Source organism: bacterium, from assembly GCA_035703895.1.
Classification (GTDB): domain Bacteria; phylum Sysuimicrobiota; class Sysuimicrobiia; order Sysuimicrobiales; family Segetimicrobiaceae; genus Segetimicrobium.
On the sequence record DASSXJ010000013.1, the window covers coordinates 1 to 14,194 of the forward strand.

Annotated in this window: 14 protein-coding genes; 7 read left to right on the top strand and 7 right to left on the bottom strand. The window is 67.8% G+C overall.

Going from position 1 to position 14,194, the window contains the following annotated elements:
* Nucleotides 1-519 (bottom strand): metallophosphoesterase (locus VFP86_00935; GenBank protein HET8998189.1); only part of this gene is annotated, 519 nt, incomplete at its 3' end.
* A 156-nt stretch (nucleotides 520-675) separates the two neighbouring features.
* Between VFP86_00935 and VFP86_00940 the strand changes: the two genes are divergently transcribed.
* From VFP86_00940 to VFP86_00950, 3 genes are read left to right on the top strand one after another with little or no spacing between them, the layout of a single operon-like run.
* On the top strand, nucleotides 676-1,779 hold the full coding sequence (locus VFP86_00940; GenBank protein HET8998190.1) for an amidohydrolase family protein: 1,104 nt from the start codon (nucleotides 676-678) through the stop codon (nucleotides 1,777-1,779).
* On the top strand, nucleotides 1,779-2,870 hold the full coding sequence (locus tag VFP86_00945) for an amidohydrolase family protein (protein HET8998191.1): 1,092 nt from the start codon (nucleotides 1,779-1,781) through the stop codon (nucleotides 2,868-2,870). The genes VFP86_00940 and VFP86_00945 overlap by 1 nt, the downstream gene beginning before the upstream one ends.
* Nucleotides 2,867-3,343, top strand: coding sequence for a Rieske 2Fe-2S domain-containing protein (locus VFP86_00950; GenBank protein HET8998192.1), 477 nt, complete (start codon nucleotides 2,867-2,869; stop codon nucleotides 3,341-3,343). The genes VFP86_00945 and VFP86_00950 overlap by 4 nt, the downstream gene beginning before the upstream one ends.
* Nucleotides 3,344-3,368: 25 nt before the next feature.
* Here VFP86_00950 and VFP86_00955 read toward each other — a convergent pair whose 3' ends face one another.
* The gene (locus VFP86_00955; GenBank protein HET8998193.1) at nucleotides 3,369-4,130 is read right to left on the bottom strand and encodes an SDR family oxidoreductase; all 762 of its coding nucleotides are present in this window, start codon (nucleotides 4,128-4,130) and stop codon (nucleotides 3,369-3,371) included.
* A 35-nt stretch (nucleotides 4,131-4,165) separates the two neighbouring features.
* Nucleotides 4,166-5,782: an ABC transporter substrate-binding protein gene (locus VFP86_00960; protein HET8998194.1), complete on the bottom strand. Its 1,617-nt coding sequence runs from the start codon at nucleotides 5,780-5,782 to the stop codon at nucleotides 4,166-4,168.
* A gap of 202 nt (nucleotides 5,783-5,984) precedes the next feature.
* Here VFP86_00960 and VFP86_00965 point away from each other — a divergent pair, with 202 nt between their 5' ends.
* The 3 genes from VFP86_00965 to VFP86_00975 are packed head-to-tail and all read left to right on the top strand — an operon-like array spanning nucleotide 5,985 to nucleotide 8,486.
* Nucleotides 5,985-7,016, top strand: coding sequence for a prenyltransferase (locus tag VFP86_00965; GenBank protein HET8998195.1), 1,032 nt, complete (start codon nucleotides 5,985-5,987; stop codon nucleotides 7,014-7,016).
* Nucleotides 7,016-7,855, top strand: coding sequence for a polysaccharide deacetylase (locus VFP86_00970; GenBank protein ID HET8998196.1), 840 nt, complete (start codon nucleotides 7,016-7,018; stop codon nucleotides 7,853-7,855). The genes VFP86_00965 and VFP86_00970 overlap by 1 nt, the downstream gene beginning before the upstream one ends.
* Nucleotides 7,839-8,486, top strand: coding sequence for a hypothetical protein (locus tag VFP86_00975; GenBank protein ID HET8998197.1), 648 nt, complete (start codon nucleotides 7,839-7,841; stop codon nucleotides 8,484-8,486). Before VFP86_00970 ends, VFP86_00975 begins: the two co-directional genes overlap by 17 nt.
* An 18-nt stretch (nucleotides 8,487-8,504) precedes the next feature.
* Here VFP86_00975 and VFP86_00980 read toward each other — a convergent pair whose 3' ends face one another.
* Together VFP86_00980 and VFP86_00985 are read right to left on the bottom strand one after the other, a co-directional pair.
* Complete coding sequence (locus VFP86_00980) at nucleotides 8,505-10,781, bottom strand: molybdopterin cofactor-binding domain-containing protein (GenBank protein ID HET8998198.1); 2,277 nt, start codon at nucleotides 10,779-10,781, stop codon at nucleotides 8,505-8,507.
* Between the two features lie 13 nt (nucleotides 10,782-10,794).
* Complete coding sequence (locus tag VFP86_00985; GenBank protein HET8998199.1) at nucleotides 10,795-11,250, bottom strand: (2Fe-2S)-binding protein; 456 nt, start codon at nucleotides 11,248-11,250, stop codon at nucleotides 10,795-10,797.
* Between the two features lie 221 nt (nucleotides 11,251-11,471).
* Between VFP86_00985 and VFP86_00990 the strand changes: the two genes are divergently transcribed.
* The gene (locus VFP86_00990; protein ID HET8998200.1) at nucleotides 11,472-12,557 is read left to right on the top strand and encodes a sulfite oxidase; all 1,086 of its coding nucleotides are present in this window, start codon (nucleotides 11,472-11,474) and stop codon (nucleotides 12,555-12,557) included.
* Here the strand turns inward: VFP86_00990 and VFP86_00995 are convergent.
* Both VFP86_00995 and VFP86_01000 read right to left on the bottom strand, forming a co-directional pair.
* On the bottom strand, nucleotides 12,554-13,750 hold the full coding sequence (locus VFP86_00995; protein ID HET8998201.1) for an MFS transporter: 1,197 nt from the start codon (nucleotides 13,748-13,750) through the stop codon (nucleotides 12,554-12,556). The genes VFP86_00990 and VFP86_00995 overlap by 4 nt on opposite strands.
* Nucleotides 13,751-13,778: 28 nt before the next feature.
* The coding region (locus VFP86_01000; protein HET8998202.1) for an MOSC domain-containing protein at nucleotides 13,779-14,194 on the bottom strand (416 nt) is incomplete at its 5' end.

Genomic DNA, 14,194 nt, shown 5'->3' on the forward strand with positions numbered 1-14,194 from the left:
CGGCGCGAAGAAGTCCGCGTTGAAGGTCGCCCAGCGGTACCCCCAGGGATCGCCGAGGCATCCCGCGCTCCCGGGGGGACACTCCGACTCGCGATACAACAGATCCCCCACATGAATGACGAGGTCGGGGTGCCATGCCGCCGCGCTCGCGGCGGTCTTGGCCCAGGACCATTCCAGCGGATCGTGGCAGGCCTGCGCCCAGGCGGCCGCGCCTTCGCCTTCCACGCGGCATCCGGTGTCGCCGATCACGACGATCCGGCGAGGCGGATGTCCGGGAAGGGCCACGGCACCGGGCGGCAGGGCGGCTTCGCAGACCTGAACGGGGAAATCCGCTGAGGCGCGTGCGCGCAGTGTTGTGGGCGTCCGGCCCGTCGGGAGGCTGACAGACGGGCAGGCCCCGGCGGTGATGACCCTGGCGATGAGGCCGCCGCCGGGCCCCAGTTCGACCCAGGAGATGGGTGGCGTCTGTCCCTGCACCGCGCCACCGGTCGCGCTCGTCAGGGCGCCACCCAGCGTCATGCACAGCGCCATCCGCACGATGCGCGGGCCCGGGAACCGGTGTGGCGGATCGCTCACGGTCACTACTATAGGCCGGCGGCGCGGTCGATGTGTGATGAGAGTGTTAAGTGGAGCGAGGATTCCTAGACCTGCTTGCTGAAGGGGATAGGCACGGAGGTGCGTCCCCACGTGATCGACTGCGACCTCCACAACGACGTCCCCGGCGTGCAGGCCCTCTATCCGTACCTGCCGGCCCATTGGGTCGAGCACATCGAGAACACGCGCTTCAAAGGGCCCATCGACACGTACTACCCACCCAGCGCGCCGGTGACGGCCCGCCCAGATTGCCGTCTCCCCGATGGCCGCCCGGCCGGCACGAGCCTGGAGCGGCTTCGCGCCCAGGTGCTCGATCCGCTGGACATCGAGTACGGCATCCTGAACTGCACCTACGCGATCGACAGCCTCCACAATCCGGATCAGGCCACAGCACTCGCACAGGCGGTCAACGACTGGCAGGTGGCCGAATGGCTGGAGGTGGAGCCGCGGCTGCGCGCCTCGCTGGTCGTCCCGGTGCAGATCCCCGCGTTGGCGGCGCAGGAGATCGACCGGCTGGGTGACCACCCGGGGTTCGTCCAGGTGCTCCTGCCGGCGCGCGCGGAGCACCCCTACGGGAGCCGGCTCTACCACCCGCTCTGGGAAGCGATTGCGCGGCACGATCTCGTCGCAGGCATTCACTTCGGCGGCGCGCCCGGGAACCCGCCGACGCCGACCGGGTGGCCCTCGTACTACTTTGAAGAATACGCCGGGATGGCGCAGGTCTTCGCGTCTCAGGTCGCGAGCCTCGTCGTCGAGGGCGTCTTCGAGCTCTATCCGACGCTCCGGGTGGCGCTGATCGAGTCGGGGTTCACCTGGCTCCCGACGCACATGTGGCGCTGCGACAAGGAGTGGCACAACCTGCGCCGGCTCGTGCCCTGGGTCAAGCGACCGCCCTCGGAGTACATGCGCGCGCACATGCGGGTGACGATCCAGCCGCTTGACGCCCCTCCCGACGTGCGGCAGCTCCTGGAGGTGGTCGAGCAGCTCGGGTCCGACGAGATGCTGCTGTACGCGAGCGACTACCCGCATCAACACGGCGTCGATCCGCGGGAGGGCCTCTTGCGCCATCTGCCGGAGACGCTTGCACGGAAGATCGAGAGCGAGAACGCGCGCGCCTTTTACAACTGGGAAAAATCGACGCGGGGCGGCGAGATCCGCGCGGGCACGCGCAGGGGAGGCACGTGATGGCGATTCCACAGGTGGATGTGACACGCACGACGCCGACCCGGCGTGGGATCATCGATTGCGACGTGCACAACGAGCTCGATTCGGACAGGGATCTCTACCCGTATCTCTCGCGGCGGTGGCGCGACCACATCGACGCCTATGGCATTCGGTACTACACTGGGAGCTTCTATCCGCGATTCATGGATCACCGCGCAGATGCCTGGCCCCCGTCGGGCCGGCGGGCGGGATCCGAGGCCGCCTACGCGCGGGACCATTTTCTCAACCGGTACGAGATCGCCTACGCGATCCTGAATCCACTGACCCCGGTGGGCCGCCACCCAAACTTGGACCTGGACGCCGCGCTGGCGACCGCCGTCAACGACTGGCAGGTTGCCGAATGGCTGGACGTGGAGCCGCGCCTCCGGGCATCGATGGTCATTCCCTATGAGGATCCACCGCGCGCGGTCGACGAGATCAAGCGCTGCGGGGCGGACAAGCGGTTCGTACAGGTCTTGTTCCTTGGGCGGCCTCACGAGCCTATGGGCCGCCGCAAGTACTGGCCGATCTACGAGGCCTGCAGCACCTACGGCCTGCACGTCGCGTCGCATGCCTTTTTCTCCGCCGGCAACCCGATCACGGGCGCCGGCCATGCGTCGTACTACATCGAGGACCACATCGGTCCGCCTCAGGCGATGCAGGCGAACATCACCAGCATGGTCGCCGAGGGGGTCTTCGAGCATTTTCCGACGCTCAACATCGTCTCGGTCGAGAACGGATTCGGCTGGGTCCCCGCGTTGATGTGGCGGCTCGACGCCTCCTGGAGACTGCTGCGCGGCGAGGTGCCGCACCTGAAACGGCCGCCTTCCGAGTACATCCGCGAGCACCTCTACTTGAGCACGCAGCCGATGGAGGAGCCGCCCCGATCGAAGCCGCGCCACTTCGAGCAACTCCTCGAGCACTACGGGTACACCGATCGCCTGATGTTCGCGAGCGACTATCCGCACTGGGATGGTGACTCGCCCGAGCACGCGGTGCCGGCCTATCTCCCGGACGAGGTGAAGCGGCGGATCTTCTCTGAGAACGCGCGGGCCCTCTATCGGCTCACGTGAAATATATCGTCGCCGCAGTCGACGAAATCCCGCCCGGCGGCCGGAAGATCGTCGAGGTCGCCGGGCACGCCGTTGGCATCTTCAATATCGATGGAGAGTTCTTCGCCCTCCGGAACCGGTGTCCGCACCAGAGCGGCCCGCTGTGTGAGGGGAAGCTCTGGGGCATCCTGGAAGCCCGCCTCCCCGGCGAATTCGAGTACGTCCCGAGGCGTGAGATCCTGGCCTGCCCCTGGCACGGTTGGGAGTTTCATATTCGGACCGGTCAGTCCTGGTGCGAGCCGGCGCGCCTGCGCGCCCGGCGCTACGAGCTGCGCATCGAGGAAGGAAGCGCGCTCCGGGCCGAACCGGACGCGCCGGGGCCCGGTCTGGTGAAGGGGCCCTACGTCGCAGAGACGTATCCCGTCTCAACCCAGGGGCGATATGTTGTGGTTGAGGTCGCCGGTGAGCCCATGCCGGCGCCGTCGCCGGGCTGACTCCGGCGGCGCAAGGCACGTCTCGTTACGGGGCCGTGGGGATACTCTGGGCGCCGTCGACGGGGATGTTCGCGCCATTGATCCAGCGCGCGCGAGCGGAAAGCAGGTAGGTCACGGCGTCGGCCACCTCGTCCGCATGCCCGAGGCGCCCCCACGGGAACCCCTGGCGCACGAAGGTCTCGAAGCGATCGGGATGCTGCTCCCGGAACCGGTCCCACCCGCCGTCAGGGAACAAGATCGAGCCGGGGCTCACCGTATTGATCCGAATCCGCTTGGGCGCCAGCTCCTTCGCCAGCGCGCCCGCGAGAAAGATCTCGGCCGCTTTCGCCGCTCCGTATTGAGGCCTCGGCCCGGGCTTCCAGCCGGAGATGGACGCCACGATGACGATGCTGCATCCTTCTGGTTGCGTCATGTGCGGGACGGCGGCCCGGATCGCTCGAACGGCGTGCAGGGTATTCACGTCAAAGGTGCGCGCCCAATCCTCGGGCGTCGCCTCAAAGAACCCCGGGCCGACGGTCCCTCCGACGTTGGCCACCAGATGGTGAATCTCGCCGAAGATCGACGCGGTCTCGTCGATGAAGCGCTCCACCGCTCCTGGGGCCGTCACGTCGGCGACCACTCCGTGGACCCTGACCCCGCGAGCGCGGAGTTCGTCCACCGTGCGATCGAGCCCGGCCTTGTCCCGCGCGCAGAGGCTCACGTGGCATCGCTCTGCCACCAGGCAGTCACAGACGGCCCTGCCGATCCCTCGGGTGCCGCCCGTGACGGCGGCGACGTTGCCCGCCAATCCCAGATCCAGGGGGGAGTCCTCCTCGCGACTGGTTACTTCTGAATGTACGTGTCGCTGAGCGCGGGATACGTCGAGTAATTGTACTTGATGTTCTTGACCGAGTCCCGGATCGCCCACACGGAGAGCTTGTCCATGAGGGGGATCGCGACAGCCTGGTCGAGCAGCAGATGCTGCACCTTCGTGTAGACCGCCTGGCGCTTTACGGGATCGAGCTGCGCGCGGCCTTCCTGGAGCAGCGCGTCCACGTCGTGGTTGGAGTAGCAGGACCAATTGAAGTTGCTGCCGATCGTTGCCGAATCGAACAACGCGTAGAGGGCGTCCGGGTCGTTGGTGCGCAGGAAGATCGACCCCATGTTTGTGGCGCATCGATAGTTGTCTTCGTTCCAGGGCGCCGCGGGCTGGCTCTTGATCCTGGCGTCGATCCCCAGCTGCAGGAACTGCCCTTGGACGAGCTCCACCTCTGGGAAGTTGCCGCCCCCGTAGTTCAACGAGTTGATGACCACGGACAGGGGCTTGCCGTCTTTCATGCGGATATTGTTGGGGCCCATCTTCCATCCATCCTCATCCAGTAATTGCGCGGCCTTCGCGGCGTTGTACGGGTAGTAGGTGCACGCCGCGGGATCTTTCAGCAAGTACTGGCTGAGGAGACCGCACCCGACCAGGTCGAGGTCTTTGTATACCGACGTCACGATGGCGTTGCGGTAGACGGCATAGCTGAGGGCCCGGCGCACCTGCAGGTCATTGGTGGGGGGGAGCTTGACGTTCACCCACCAGAAGTACGAGGAGCCCGGGAACGGCCGGCTCTCGATCCGCAGCGCCTTGTTCGATTTCAACTGCGCCAGCGCCACGCCGGGCGACGAGTACAGGTAGATCATCTGCGTTTCCCCTGTTTCCACGGTGACGTTGCGGCTGTTGCTCTCGGGAATGATCCTCCAGACGATCCGGTCCAGGTACGGCGGGCCCTGATGGTCGCTCCACGGCGCGCGGCGGGCGTACGCGGGATTGCGGGTCAGGGTGATGTGATCCTGCAAGACCCACTCCGAGACGGTAAACGGCCCGCTCCCGATGGGCCGTTTGCCCACGTCGGTCCCCTGCGTCGGCGTGGTCTTTGGCGAGAGCATCGCCAGGACCCCCACGGCGATGTTGGCGAGGAAGGGCGCGTAGGGTTCCTTGAAGGTCACGCGCACCGTGGAATCGTCCACCACCGTCGTCCCTGTGTAGCCAACCAACGCGTTCGCCGAGCCCCCCGCCTTGAAGGTGGGATTGACGATCCTGTCGAGGTTCCACTTGACGGCCTCCGCATTGAAGGGGGCCCCGTCGCTGAACGACACGTCCTTCCTGAGCGAGAAGGTGAAGGTCTTCCCATCCGGGGACATCGTCACGCCGGTCGCCAGCCATGGAACGAACTTGCCATCCGCCTGTTGAAACAGGAGGCTCTCAGTCACGTTCAGGCTGGCGACGAGGTAACTGATCGCGGCGGTCGAGGCGTGGGGGTCGAGGGTCAGCGGCTGCGAGTCGATGCCGGCGATGAGCGTGCCGCCCGCGATGGGGGCGGCCCCCGCCCTGACCCCGGCGAAGGCCAACACGGCCACGACCAACGCGGCTCCCCATCTGACCGACCGCACCTGTGCGTGGATCCATGCCGCCATCGACATTCCCTCCTCGTGCTGCACGCTGCTTCGCGGAGCGACCTTCTCCGGCAGTTCCCTGTAACCCTCCGGGCGTCGCCGCGGGCTCTTGGCGATCGAGAGGGGTTAAGAATACACGCGCAGTAAGATCCACCGTAAGCGGCTGTGGTGCGCGCCGCGCGTCATTACGCGTGTCATGAGAAACGCACCGGGAGGCTACGCCATGACCGGGCCGGCGTCAGAAGGTGCTGCGCTTCGCGGGCCGCGGTCGTGGGCCCGAGCGTTCGTGGGCTTCTACCCGCCTCAGGACCGGGTGGCTTCGCAACTCGACCCGGTCGCGAAGTTCCTCTTCTCCGCCCGCAGCGTCATCCTTGTCATCTCCGCCCAGGCCGCGATCATCGCCGGGCTGGTCGCCGCGACGGACGGCCGGTTCGATCCGGCCTCCTTTATCCTCGTGCTCATCGGATTCGTGGCGGCGCATGCCATCAGCAACCTGAGCAACGATTATTTCGGCCACAGGCGGGGCCACGACACGCCCGATTCACCTCGGATGCGCTATACGATCCACCCCATCGCCAGCGGGATTCTCGATGCGAAGAGCCTGCTCGTGGGCTTGGGGCTGCTCGCCATCGTCGGGATCATGATCGTCCTGTACTTCTGGGCCGTGCGGGGGCCCGTGGCCCTCGCCTTCTCCCTAGCCGGCCTCGCGCTCCTATACCTGTACGACGCCGCCCCGACGCCGTTGAAGAGCGTCGGGCTCGGAGAGGTCGCCGCCTTCCTGGTCTGGGGTCCCCTCATGGTGGGCGGCGGGTATTTCGTCATCACAGGCCGGCTGTCCCTGACCGCGTTCTTCGTGTCGGTGCCGTACGGGCTCGGGGTGATGTCCATCCTCATCGGCAAACACATCGACCAAGCGGAGTTCGATCGAAGCCACGGTCAGCGCACGCTCCCGGTGGCCCTTGGGGAACAGCGTGCGCGGTGGCTCAACCGCGCCGTGATCGTGGCGATGTACGTGATCGTGGCGGTCCTCATCGCGACGGGCCGCCTCACTCCGTTCGCCGCGGCCGTCGCCGTTGCGCTGCCGAGCGCCGGGCGCGCCCTCTCGGTGACGGCGCGCCCCAAGCCGTCTGCCCCCCCGGTGGGGTACATCGGATGGCCCCTCTGGTACCATCGGGTGGCCCTCGTCCACAACCGCCGGTTCGGCTGGGCCTATATCGCCGGGTTGGCCGTCGGCGCACTGGTCCGGGGGGGCTGATGCGGTATCGCTGGCCCGACGGGCATTGCTGCGCGGTGGCCTTGTCCTTCGACGTGGATGCCGAATCGGCCCATGTGTTCCGGAGCCCGGAAAAAGCCGCCCATCAATTGGGCGACATGGAGGAGCGCCGGTTTGGCGTCCGGACAGGCCTTCCACGAATCCTCCGTCTCCTCGAGAGGTACGACCTGCGCGGCTCCTTCTACGTCCCCGGGTACACCATCGTGCATCACACCCCGGCGATCCGATCCATCCGCGACGCGGGCCACGAACTGGGGGCGCACGGCAACGTGCATGAGACGTTGGATACCCTCACCCCGGAACGCGAAGCCCGAGTGATGGAGGAGCAGCTCGATATCTGGCAGGCGCATCTGGACCTGCGCCCCGCGGGCTATCGCTCGCCGTCTTGGGAATTGAATATCGGGACGCCGGCCCTGCTCAAACATCACGGATTCGTCTACGACAGCTCCCTGATGGGAGACGACATTCCCTACGACCTGCCCACCCCGGGCGGCCCGCTGGTGGAAGTCCCTGTGCAGTGGCTGCTGGACGATGCACCATTCTATCGATTTGCGCGTGGGGCGGGCGGTGTGATCGCCGATCCCGACCGCGTGATCCGTTTGTGGACGCAGGAGTTCGACGGCATGTACGGGGAGAACGGATGCTTTGTGCTCACGATGCACCCGTGGATCTCCGGGCGGGCCGGCAGGCTGCTGGGGTTGGAACAGCTGGTCCGGCACCTGCGGGGCATTCCCCGGGTCTGGTTTGCCACGGTCGGTGAGATAGCCGCGTGGGCAGCTTCGCAGCGCGGGGAAGGAGGGCCGGATGACGTCGGTGGCTGAGACGCTCTGCCGGTGTTCGTCCAGCAGTATCTTCGACGCGCTGGACGAGCTGGGCATCGACGACGGCGGGGCCCTCGACGGATTTCGGATCTGCGGCAGGCGCCGGCGGGCTGCCGGTCCCGTTGAGACCATCGTGGCGGAAGTCACGCTTGACCGATCCTACCCGGTGGAAGCGTTTTCCATCGGGGAGCAGATCCGGTTGTCACCGCCCGGCACGGTGCTCGTCATCGACGTGTTGGGCGAACCCATATCGAGCTGGGGGGCCCTGGCCACCCGCGCGGCCATCTTGCGGGGGATACCCGCGTGTGTGATTCGAGGCGGCGCGCGCGACGTCGATGAGATCGGGGCGATGGACTTCCTCCTGGCTGCAACGCACATCACCCCGAGAACGGGAAAGGGCCGCATCCGGTTCGTGACACGCGGGGCCCCGCTGCACTGGGACCGTGCATGGATCCGACCCGGCGATTGGCTGGCGATGGACCAGACCGGCGCGGTGGCGATCCCCGCCCGCCGCGTCGACGATGTGGCGCGCCGGGCGCTGGAGGTAGAGGCGGCCGATGCGCGCTTTACGCAACTGCTGGAGCAGGGCGTCGACTTCGACACCGCGGCGCGCCGCGTGCGGCACTTCTAAGCGTGCGTGTCTGCCCTCCTAGGCTCGATGTAGAAGCGCGGCCTTGACGCGCGCGGGCGTGAAAGGCACGGTGCGGATACGCACGCCGGTCGCGTCGAAGATCGCATTCGCGATCGCCGGGGCCGTCGCTACCGCAGCCGGTTCCCCCGCCCCGGACGGCGGCAGGTCCGGACGGTTGATCAGGACGATCTCGATCTTGTCGGGCACCTCGGGCGTCCGGAGAATGGGGTAGCTGGCCCAGTCCACGCTGCTCACGCCCTCGCGGTTGAACTGCACTTCTTCTTTCAATGCCCAGCTCGTCGATTGCACCAGGTTGGCCTCGATGGTGCCCCGCAGGCCGTCCGGGTTGATGATCAGGCCGCAATCGTGGGCGATCACCAAGCGGGTCACGTGGACCTGCCCGGTGGCCTGATTCACTTCCACCTCCGCGATCGTGGCGAGGCGGGTGTTGCCGCGGGGAGTGTAGGCGATCCCGCGGCCGATGGTCAGGCCGGTCCGCGAGATGTTGGCGCGAGGCGACGGCCGCGAGATCCAGCCGGCCTGCTGAGCGGCCGCGCGGACGACCGCGATGGCCCGGGGCTCTTGGAGATAGCGCAGCCGGAACTCCACCGGATCGACGTGCACCGCTGACGCGATTTCGTCCACGAAAGACTCCCCGCCGAACGTCGTCCCCGGCTGTCCGGGGGCCCGCAGGTTCGACGTGCGCAGCGGCGACGCCTCCTGCGGCCAGGGCACGACCTCGCCGAGCTTGCGCTTGTTGGCAAAGGTGTACGACTCCTGCAGGGTGGCGGGCCGGTCGATATTGTCCGTGCGCAGCCCCATCAGCTGACCCGCCAGGAAGTTCCCCGCGTGGCTGGGCTGGGGGGACACCCCCGACATGCTGATGTTGCGCGCGACGAAGTCCCAGGCCACAACGCCTCCGCGGTCATCCAGGCCGGCCCGGACGGCCACGACGAGCGGCGGTCCTTTAGGATCCCACCTGGTTTCGTCTGCCCGCATCCACTGCACCCGCACGGGGCGGCCGACGGCCTGCGAGAGGACGGCTGCATCCCCCGCGGCGTCGTCGTGCCCGCTGCGACCGTACGAACCGGCGCCCTGGACCCAAATGACGCGCACCTTGCCGGCCGGCAGGCCGAGCAGCTCCGCGATACCATCCCGCAACTGGTGGGGGTGCTGGGTGTGCGACCAGATCGTCGCGCCCCCATCCCTGACGTCGGCCACCGCGCAGGAGGGACCCATCATGGCGTGCGATTGGAACGGCCACTCGTACCGGGCTTCGACCGTCCGCGCCGCCGATGTCAGCGCCGCGTCCACATCCCCCACCCGGCCGAGCACCTGCCGGTCGCGCACGGGCATGGCCCACATGGCCGCGTAGAAGCCGGCCATCTCGGGCCAGGTGGCGCCGGACCCCGACCATGTGACCTTGAGCGTGCGCGCCGCTTGGATCGCGCCCCACTCCGTCGCGGCCACGACGCCGAGAAAGTTCCCCTTCCTCACCACCTTCACGCCCGGAAGACCCGGTGGCGCGTCGACGCTGAGCAGCTTCGCGCCCGGCGGCGTCGGGCGGATGACGCGGCCGTGCAGCATGCCGGGCACCCGCACGTCGACGATATAAGAAAACCTGCCCGCCGCCTTGGCGGGAATGTCGATCCGCGGAATGGGCTTGCCGACGATCGTGTACTGATCCGGAGACTTTGGTCGAGCGCTCCCCGTGACCGTTGACGACTCGCCTTGGTTGCTCGTCTTCAGGGTCACGTCGAAGTGGCGTCCGCCGATCAGCTCTCCATACGACACACTGTGGGTTGGGTCGTCCTTCCGCCGCACGATGCCGTCCCGGACGGTGAGTTGGTCGACCGGCGCCCCAAGGCGGGCCGACGCCAGGTCCAGCAGCACCCGGCGGGCTTCCGCCGCCGCCTGCCGGAGCGGGTTGGCGCCGACGGAGATCGAGGTGCTGCCGCCCACGCCTCGCTGATCCGGGGTCCGCGCCGTATCCCCCATGATGAACGAGACCGACCCAAGCGGCACATCGAGCTCCTCGGCCACGATCTGCGCGAAGGCCGTGGAGACCCCCATCCCAAGCTCGAGCTTGCCCGTCGTCACCGTGACGCTGCCGTCCCGGGCGATCGTCAACCACGAGTCGAGCCGCGCCGGATCAGGTGTGACCTCAGGCCCGGGCACCGCGCCGGCGGCATCCGGTGGATCGCCGGGGAGCGCCGACCGCATCGCGAAGCCGACGACCACCGCTCCGGAGGTCACCAGGAGTTGACGCCGGGAGAGCGCGCGTGTACTCGTCATGGGCATCTCCTCCTCACCCTCGCCGCGAGGCGGCGCGCGCGACGGCCCGAAGGATGCGCATGTGCGCTCCGCAGCGGCAGATTAGGCCCGAGAGCGCGGTCCGGATCTCCGCGTCCTTGGGATTGGGGGTCTTGTCGAGGTACGCCGCCGCCGTCATGATCCATCCATTGATGCAGTACCCACACTGCATCGCCTGTTCTTCAATGAAGGCCTGCTGCACGGGGTGCAGCCGGTCCGGGGATCCCAAGCCTTCCAAGGTCGTGACCGGCTGGGCCCCGACCGCCGAGACCGGGAGCGTGCACGAGCGGACCGCGTTGCCCCCGAGATGCACCGTGCACGCCCCGCACTGGCCGAGCCCGCAGCCGAACCGCGGCCCCTGCAGCTGCAGCTCGTCTCGCAGCACGTACAGGAGCGGCGTATCGGGCGACGATCGAATCGTGTGCGCGGTGCCGTTGACGGTGAGCCGGATCGGGGGGGCCGGCTGCGCCAGTGCGACGGTCTGACCGGATGCGCGACCGAGGGGGGTGTTGTTCACCGTGCTCACCTCCGACCACAAGATTAGCCGAATACTCGCAGAAGGCGATCGAGACGCGAACGGAGCCTATCCCGATTATACCAAGGTTCTGCAGGGGAGGTCTTCGGGCTCGGCGAAGCGCGCGGTGCACCGATGTCGCGGGACCCAGGATGCCTGTGAGCACACACCGATCCGCCGCCACGCATTCGGATTCCCCGTTGTTGACCCCCGAGGAGCTCGGACTGTCGGCCCGCAATCACGGCACCCCCCTCGAAGCGCTCCGCTATTCCGTCACGCCCATCGGCATGCACTACACGCTCTGCCACTACGACATTCCCGAAGTCGAGGCGCACCGCTGGAGCCTGGAGATCGAGGGGCGAGTGAGAAACCGGCTCGCCCTATCGCTGGACGCCTTGCTGGCCCGCCCGGCCGTGACCCGGCGCGTGACACTCGAGTGCGCGGGCAATGGCCGCGCGTTGCTCTCGCCCCGTCCTATCAGTCAGCCCTGGGTCCTCGAGGGGGTGGGGACGGCGGTCTGGACCGGCGTCCCTCTGTGGATGCTGCTCGAGGAGGCGGGGGTCCTCGACGGCGCTGTCGAGGTGGTCTGCACCGGTCTCGACATGGGCGTGCGCGACGGACACGAGCGTGCCTACGCGATGAGCCTGCCGCTGGGGGAGGCCCTGCGCGAAGACGTCATCCTGGCCCACACGATGAACGGGCAGCCGCTGCCGCCGCAGCACGGGTTCCCGCTTCGCCTCGTTGCCCCCGGATGGTACGGGATGGTGTCCGTGAAGTGGTTGTGCCGGATCGCGGTCGCCTCTGAGCCCTTCAGGGGGGGCGAGCAGGACGTGTACCGGATCCAGCAGTCCGAAGACGACGAGGGCGTTCCGGTGACGCGCATGCTGGTGCGGTCGCTGATGGTGCCGCCGGGGATCCCCGACTTCCTGACCCGCAGGCGGTTTCTCGCGCCGGGCCGCCACCTCGTGACGGGACGCGCCTGGTCCGGCCACGGCGCGATCCGGTCGGTCGAGGTCAGCGCGGACGGCGGGAAGACCTGGCATCCCGCCGAGCTCGGCCCGGCCGAGTCTCCGCAGGCGTGGCACCCTTGGAGTTATGAGTGGCTCGCCGGGCCCGGAGAGCACGAGCTCTGCTGCCGGGCCGGCGACGAGGCCGGCCACATGCAGCCGATCACACAGAATTGGAACGTACGAGGCATGGCCAATAACGCGGTGCAGCGGGTGTGGGTCAGCGTGGTCGCCTAGTGCAGGGGCCGCTGCCGATAGGGGACGTGTGGGTCGAGGACGGGCACTGCGATGGGAGGTGCGGCGCTTCTGAACCCGAGAGCGACCGCGGACCCCAGGATGATCATGAACAGTCCGGCGGCCACGAGGGCCCGCTCTAGGGAGACCCACTTGAGGGCCACGCCGATGGTCGTGGGCAGCACGAGGAGCGCAACGTTCCCGAACAGCCCGACAGAGGCCATGGCGGTGCCCCGGGCATTCCAGGCGCTGTGCCGCTGTACCAGCAGCTGGGAGATCAGGTTGCATCCGCCCGCGCAGAAGCCGGCGGCGAGAAACATCGCGGCAAGCGGGGGCCAGCTTCGAAGCGTGGGGACGATGGCAAACCCGAGGCCGGTGCCGGCGATGCCAAGCGCGGCGAGGCGCTCCAGGTGTGCGGAGGCGCCGACCACGGCGCGCGACACGAAGCTCGCGCCCAGCATCCCCGCGGCGAGGATCATGACAAGGAGGCCGATACCCTGCTCGCCATATCGCAGCCGCGATAGATAGACGGGGAAGAAGGAGGCGGCCAACGCCATCGTCCCCCCCGTCACAAACGAACAGGCCGCCGCCAACCAGAGGGGCCCCAAGTTGAAATTAAGGGATGCCGCCCACGCGGCGGGCCGGCCGCCCGAGCCCGGGTCAGGCGGCGTGGTCAGCGACGTTAATGAGGAGGTGAGCGTCAGGTAGAGGAGCGCGAACCCGATGACGACGAGAAAGGCTCCCCGATAGCCGAGGGCGGCCGCGAATACCCCAGCGCCGCTCATCCCCAAAAGCATCCCCAAATTTGACGCGCCATTGAACAGACTCAAGTGCTGTCCGCGCATCAGGGGCAGCTTGCTTACGTAGGTCTGCCCCACGGTCCAGAAGACCGCGCGGCCCACGCCCTGGAGGAGTTGAGCGCCCACCAATGCCGCAAGCCCAAACGAGGTCGAGAGCAGCAGGCCGATGGCCGCGGCGAGATAGAAGAGCCCGCCGATTCGCAGGATCCTCGTTTCGCCGTGGTAATCGGAAAGCCGGCCAAACGTGAGGCGCAGCGTGACATTGGCGATGGAGGGGAGGGCGGCCAAGATGCCGATGACCAGGCCCGGATATCCGAGGTGCAGGGCGTACAGAGGCACGAGCAGTTGGACGGTGGCATTGTTGAAGGCGAAGACAAGGGCGATCCAATGGATCATCAATCCCGCTGTGGCGAGGGGTCGCGGTTTAGGCGGCGCTCTCCTCAGCCCGACGGATGGGATCGCCGACCGCGATCGCTCCACCCTCGAGGATCTCGGTACGCAGCCCGGCCCGGTGCGCGTACGCGGTGATCACGCCGGCCTGCGTCTTGGATTCAAGGTAGGAACACGGCTCGCACAGCCGGATGCCGACACACAGGGTGGTCCCGACCCAAAACCGCTTCCCGACCAGGTCGTTCAGCGGGACGCCGGTCGTGAGGACGTTGCGCCGCGACTCCGCGGGGGCGAGGCGGATCCCGGTCTCGCGGGCCACCGCATCGAGGTCTTCCTGGGCGATGAGGGTGAGGTGCCGGCCGCCGCCCGGGTGCTGCGAATACGTGCCCGTCCCGGCGGCATAACGGTCGCCCTCGATCCCCTTCCCGGCCGTCGTCCGCACCTTCTCCA

Bases quoted from the DNA above. Each gene is read 5' to 3' on its own strand.
- VFP86_00945 (HET8998191.1), top strand. From the start codon at position 1,779: ATGGCGATTCCACAGGTGGATGTGACACGCACGACGCCGACCCGGCGT.
- VFP86_00960 (HET8998194.1), bottom strand. From the start codon at position 5,782: ATGGCGGCATGGATCCACGCACAGGTGCGGTCGGTCAGATGGGGAGCC.
- VFP86_00965 (HET8998195.1), top strand. From the start codon at position 5,985: ATGACCGGGCCGGCGTCAGAAGGTGCTGCGCTTCGCGGGCCGCGGTCG.
- VFP86_00970 (HET8998196.1), top strand. From the start codon at position 7,016: ATGCGGTATCGCTGGCCCGACGGGCATTGCTGCGCGGTGGCCTTGTCC.
- VFP86_00975 (HET8998197.1), top strand. From the start codon at position 7,839: ATGACGTCGGTGGCTGAGACGCTCTGCCGGTGTTCGTCCAGCAGTATC.
- VFP86_00980 (HET8998198.1), bottom strand. From the start codon at position 10,781: ATGACGAGTACACGCGCGCTCTCCCGGCGTCAACTCCTGGTGACCTCC.
- VFP86_00995 (HET8998201.1), bottom strand. From the start codon at position 13,750: ATGATCCATTGGATCGCCCTTGTCTTCGCCTTCAACAATGCCACCGTC.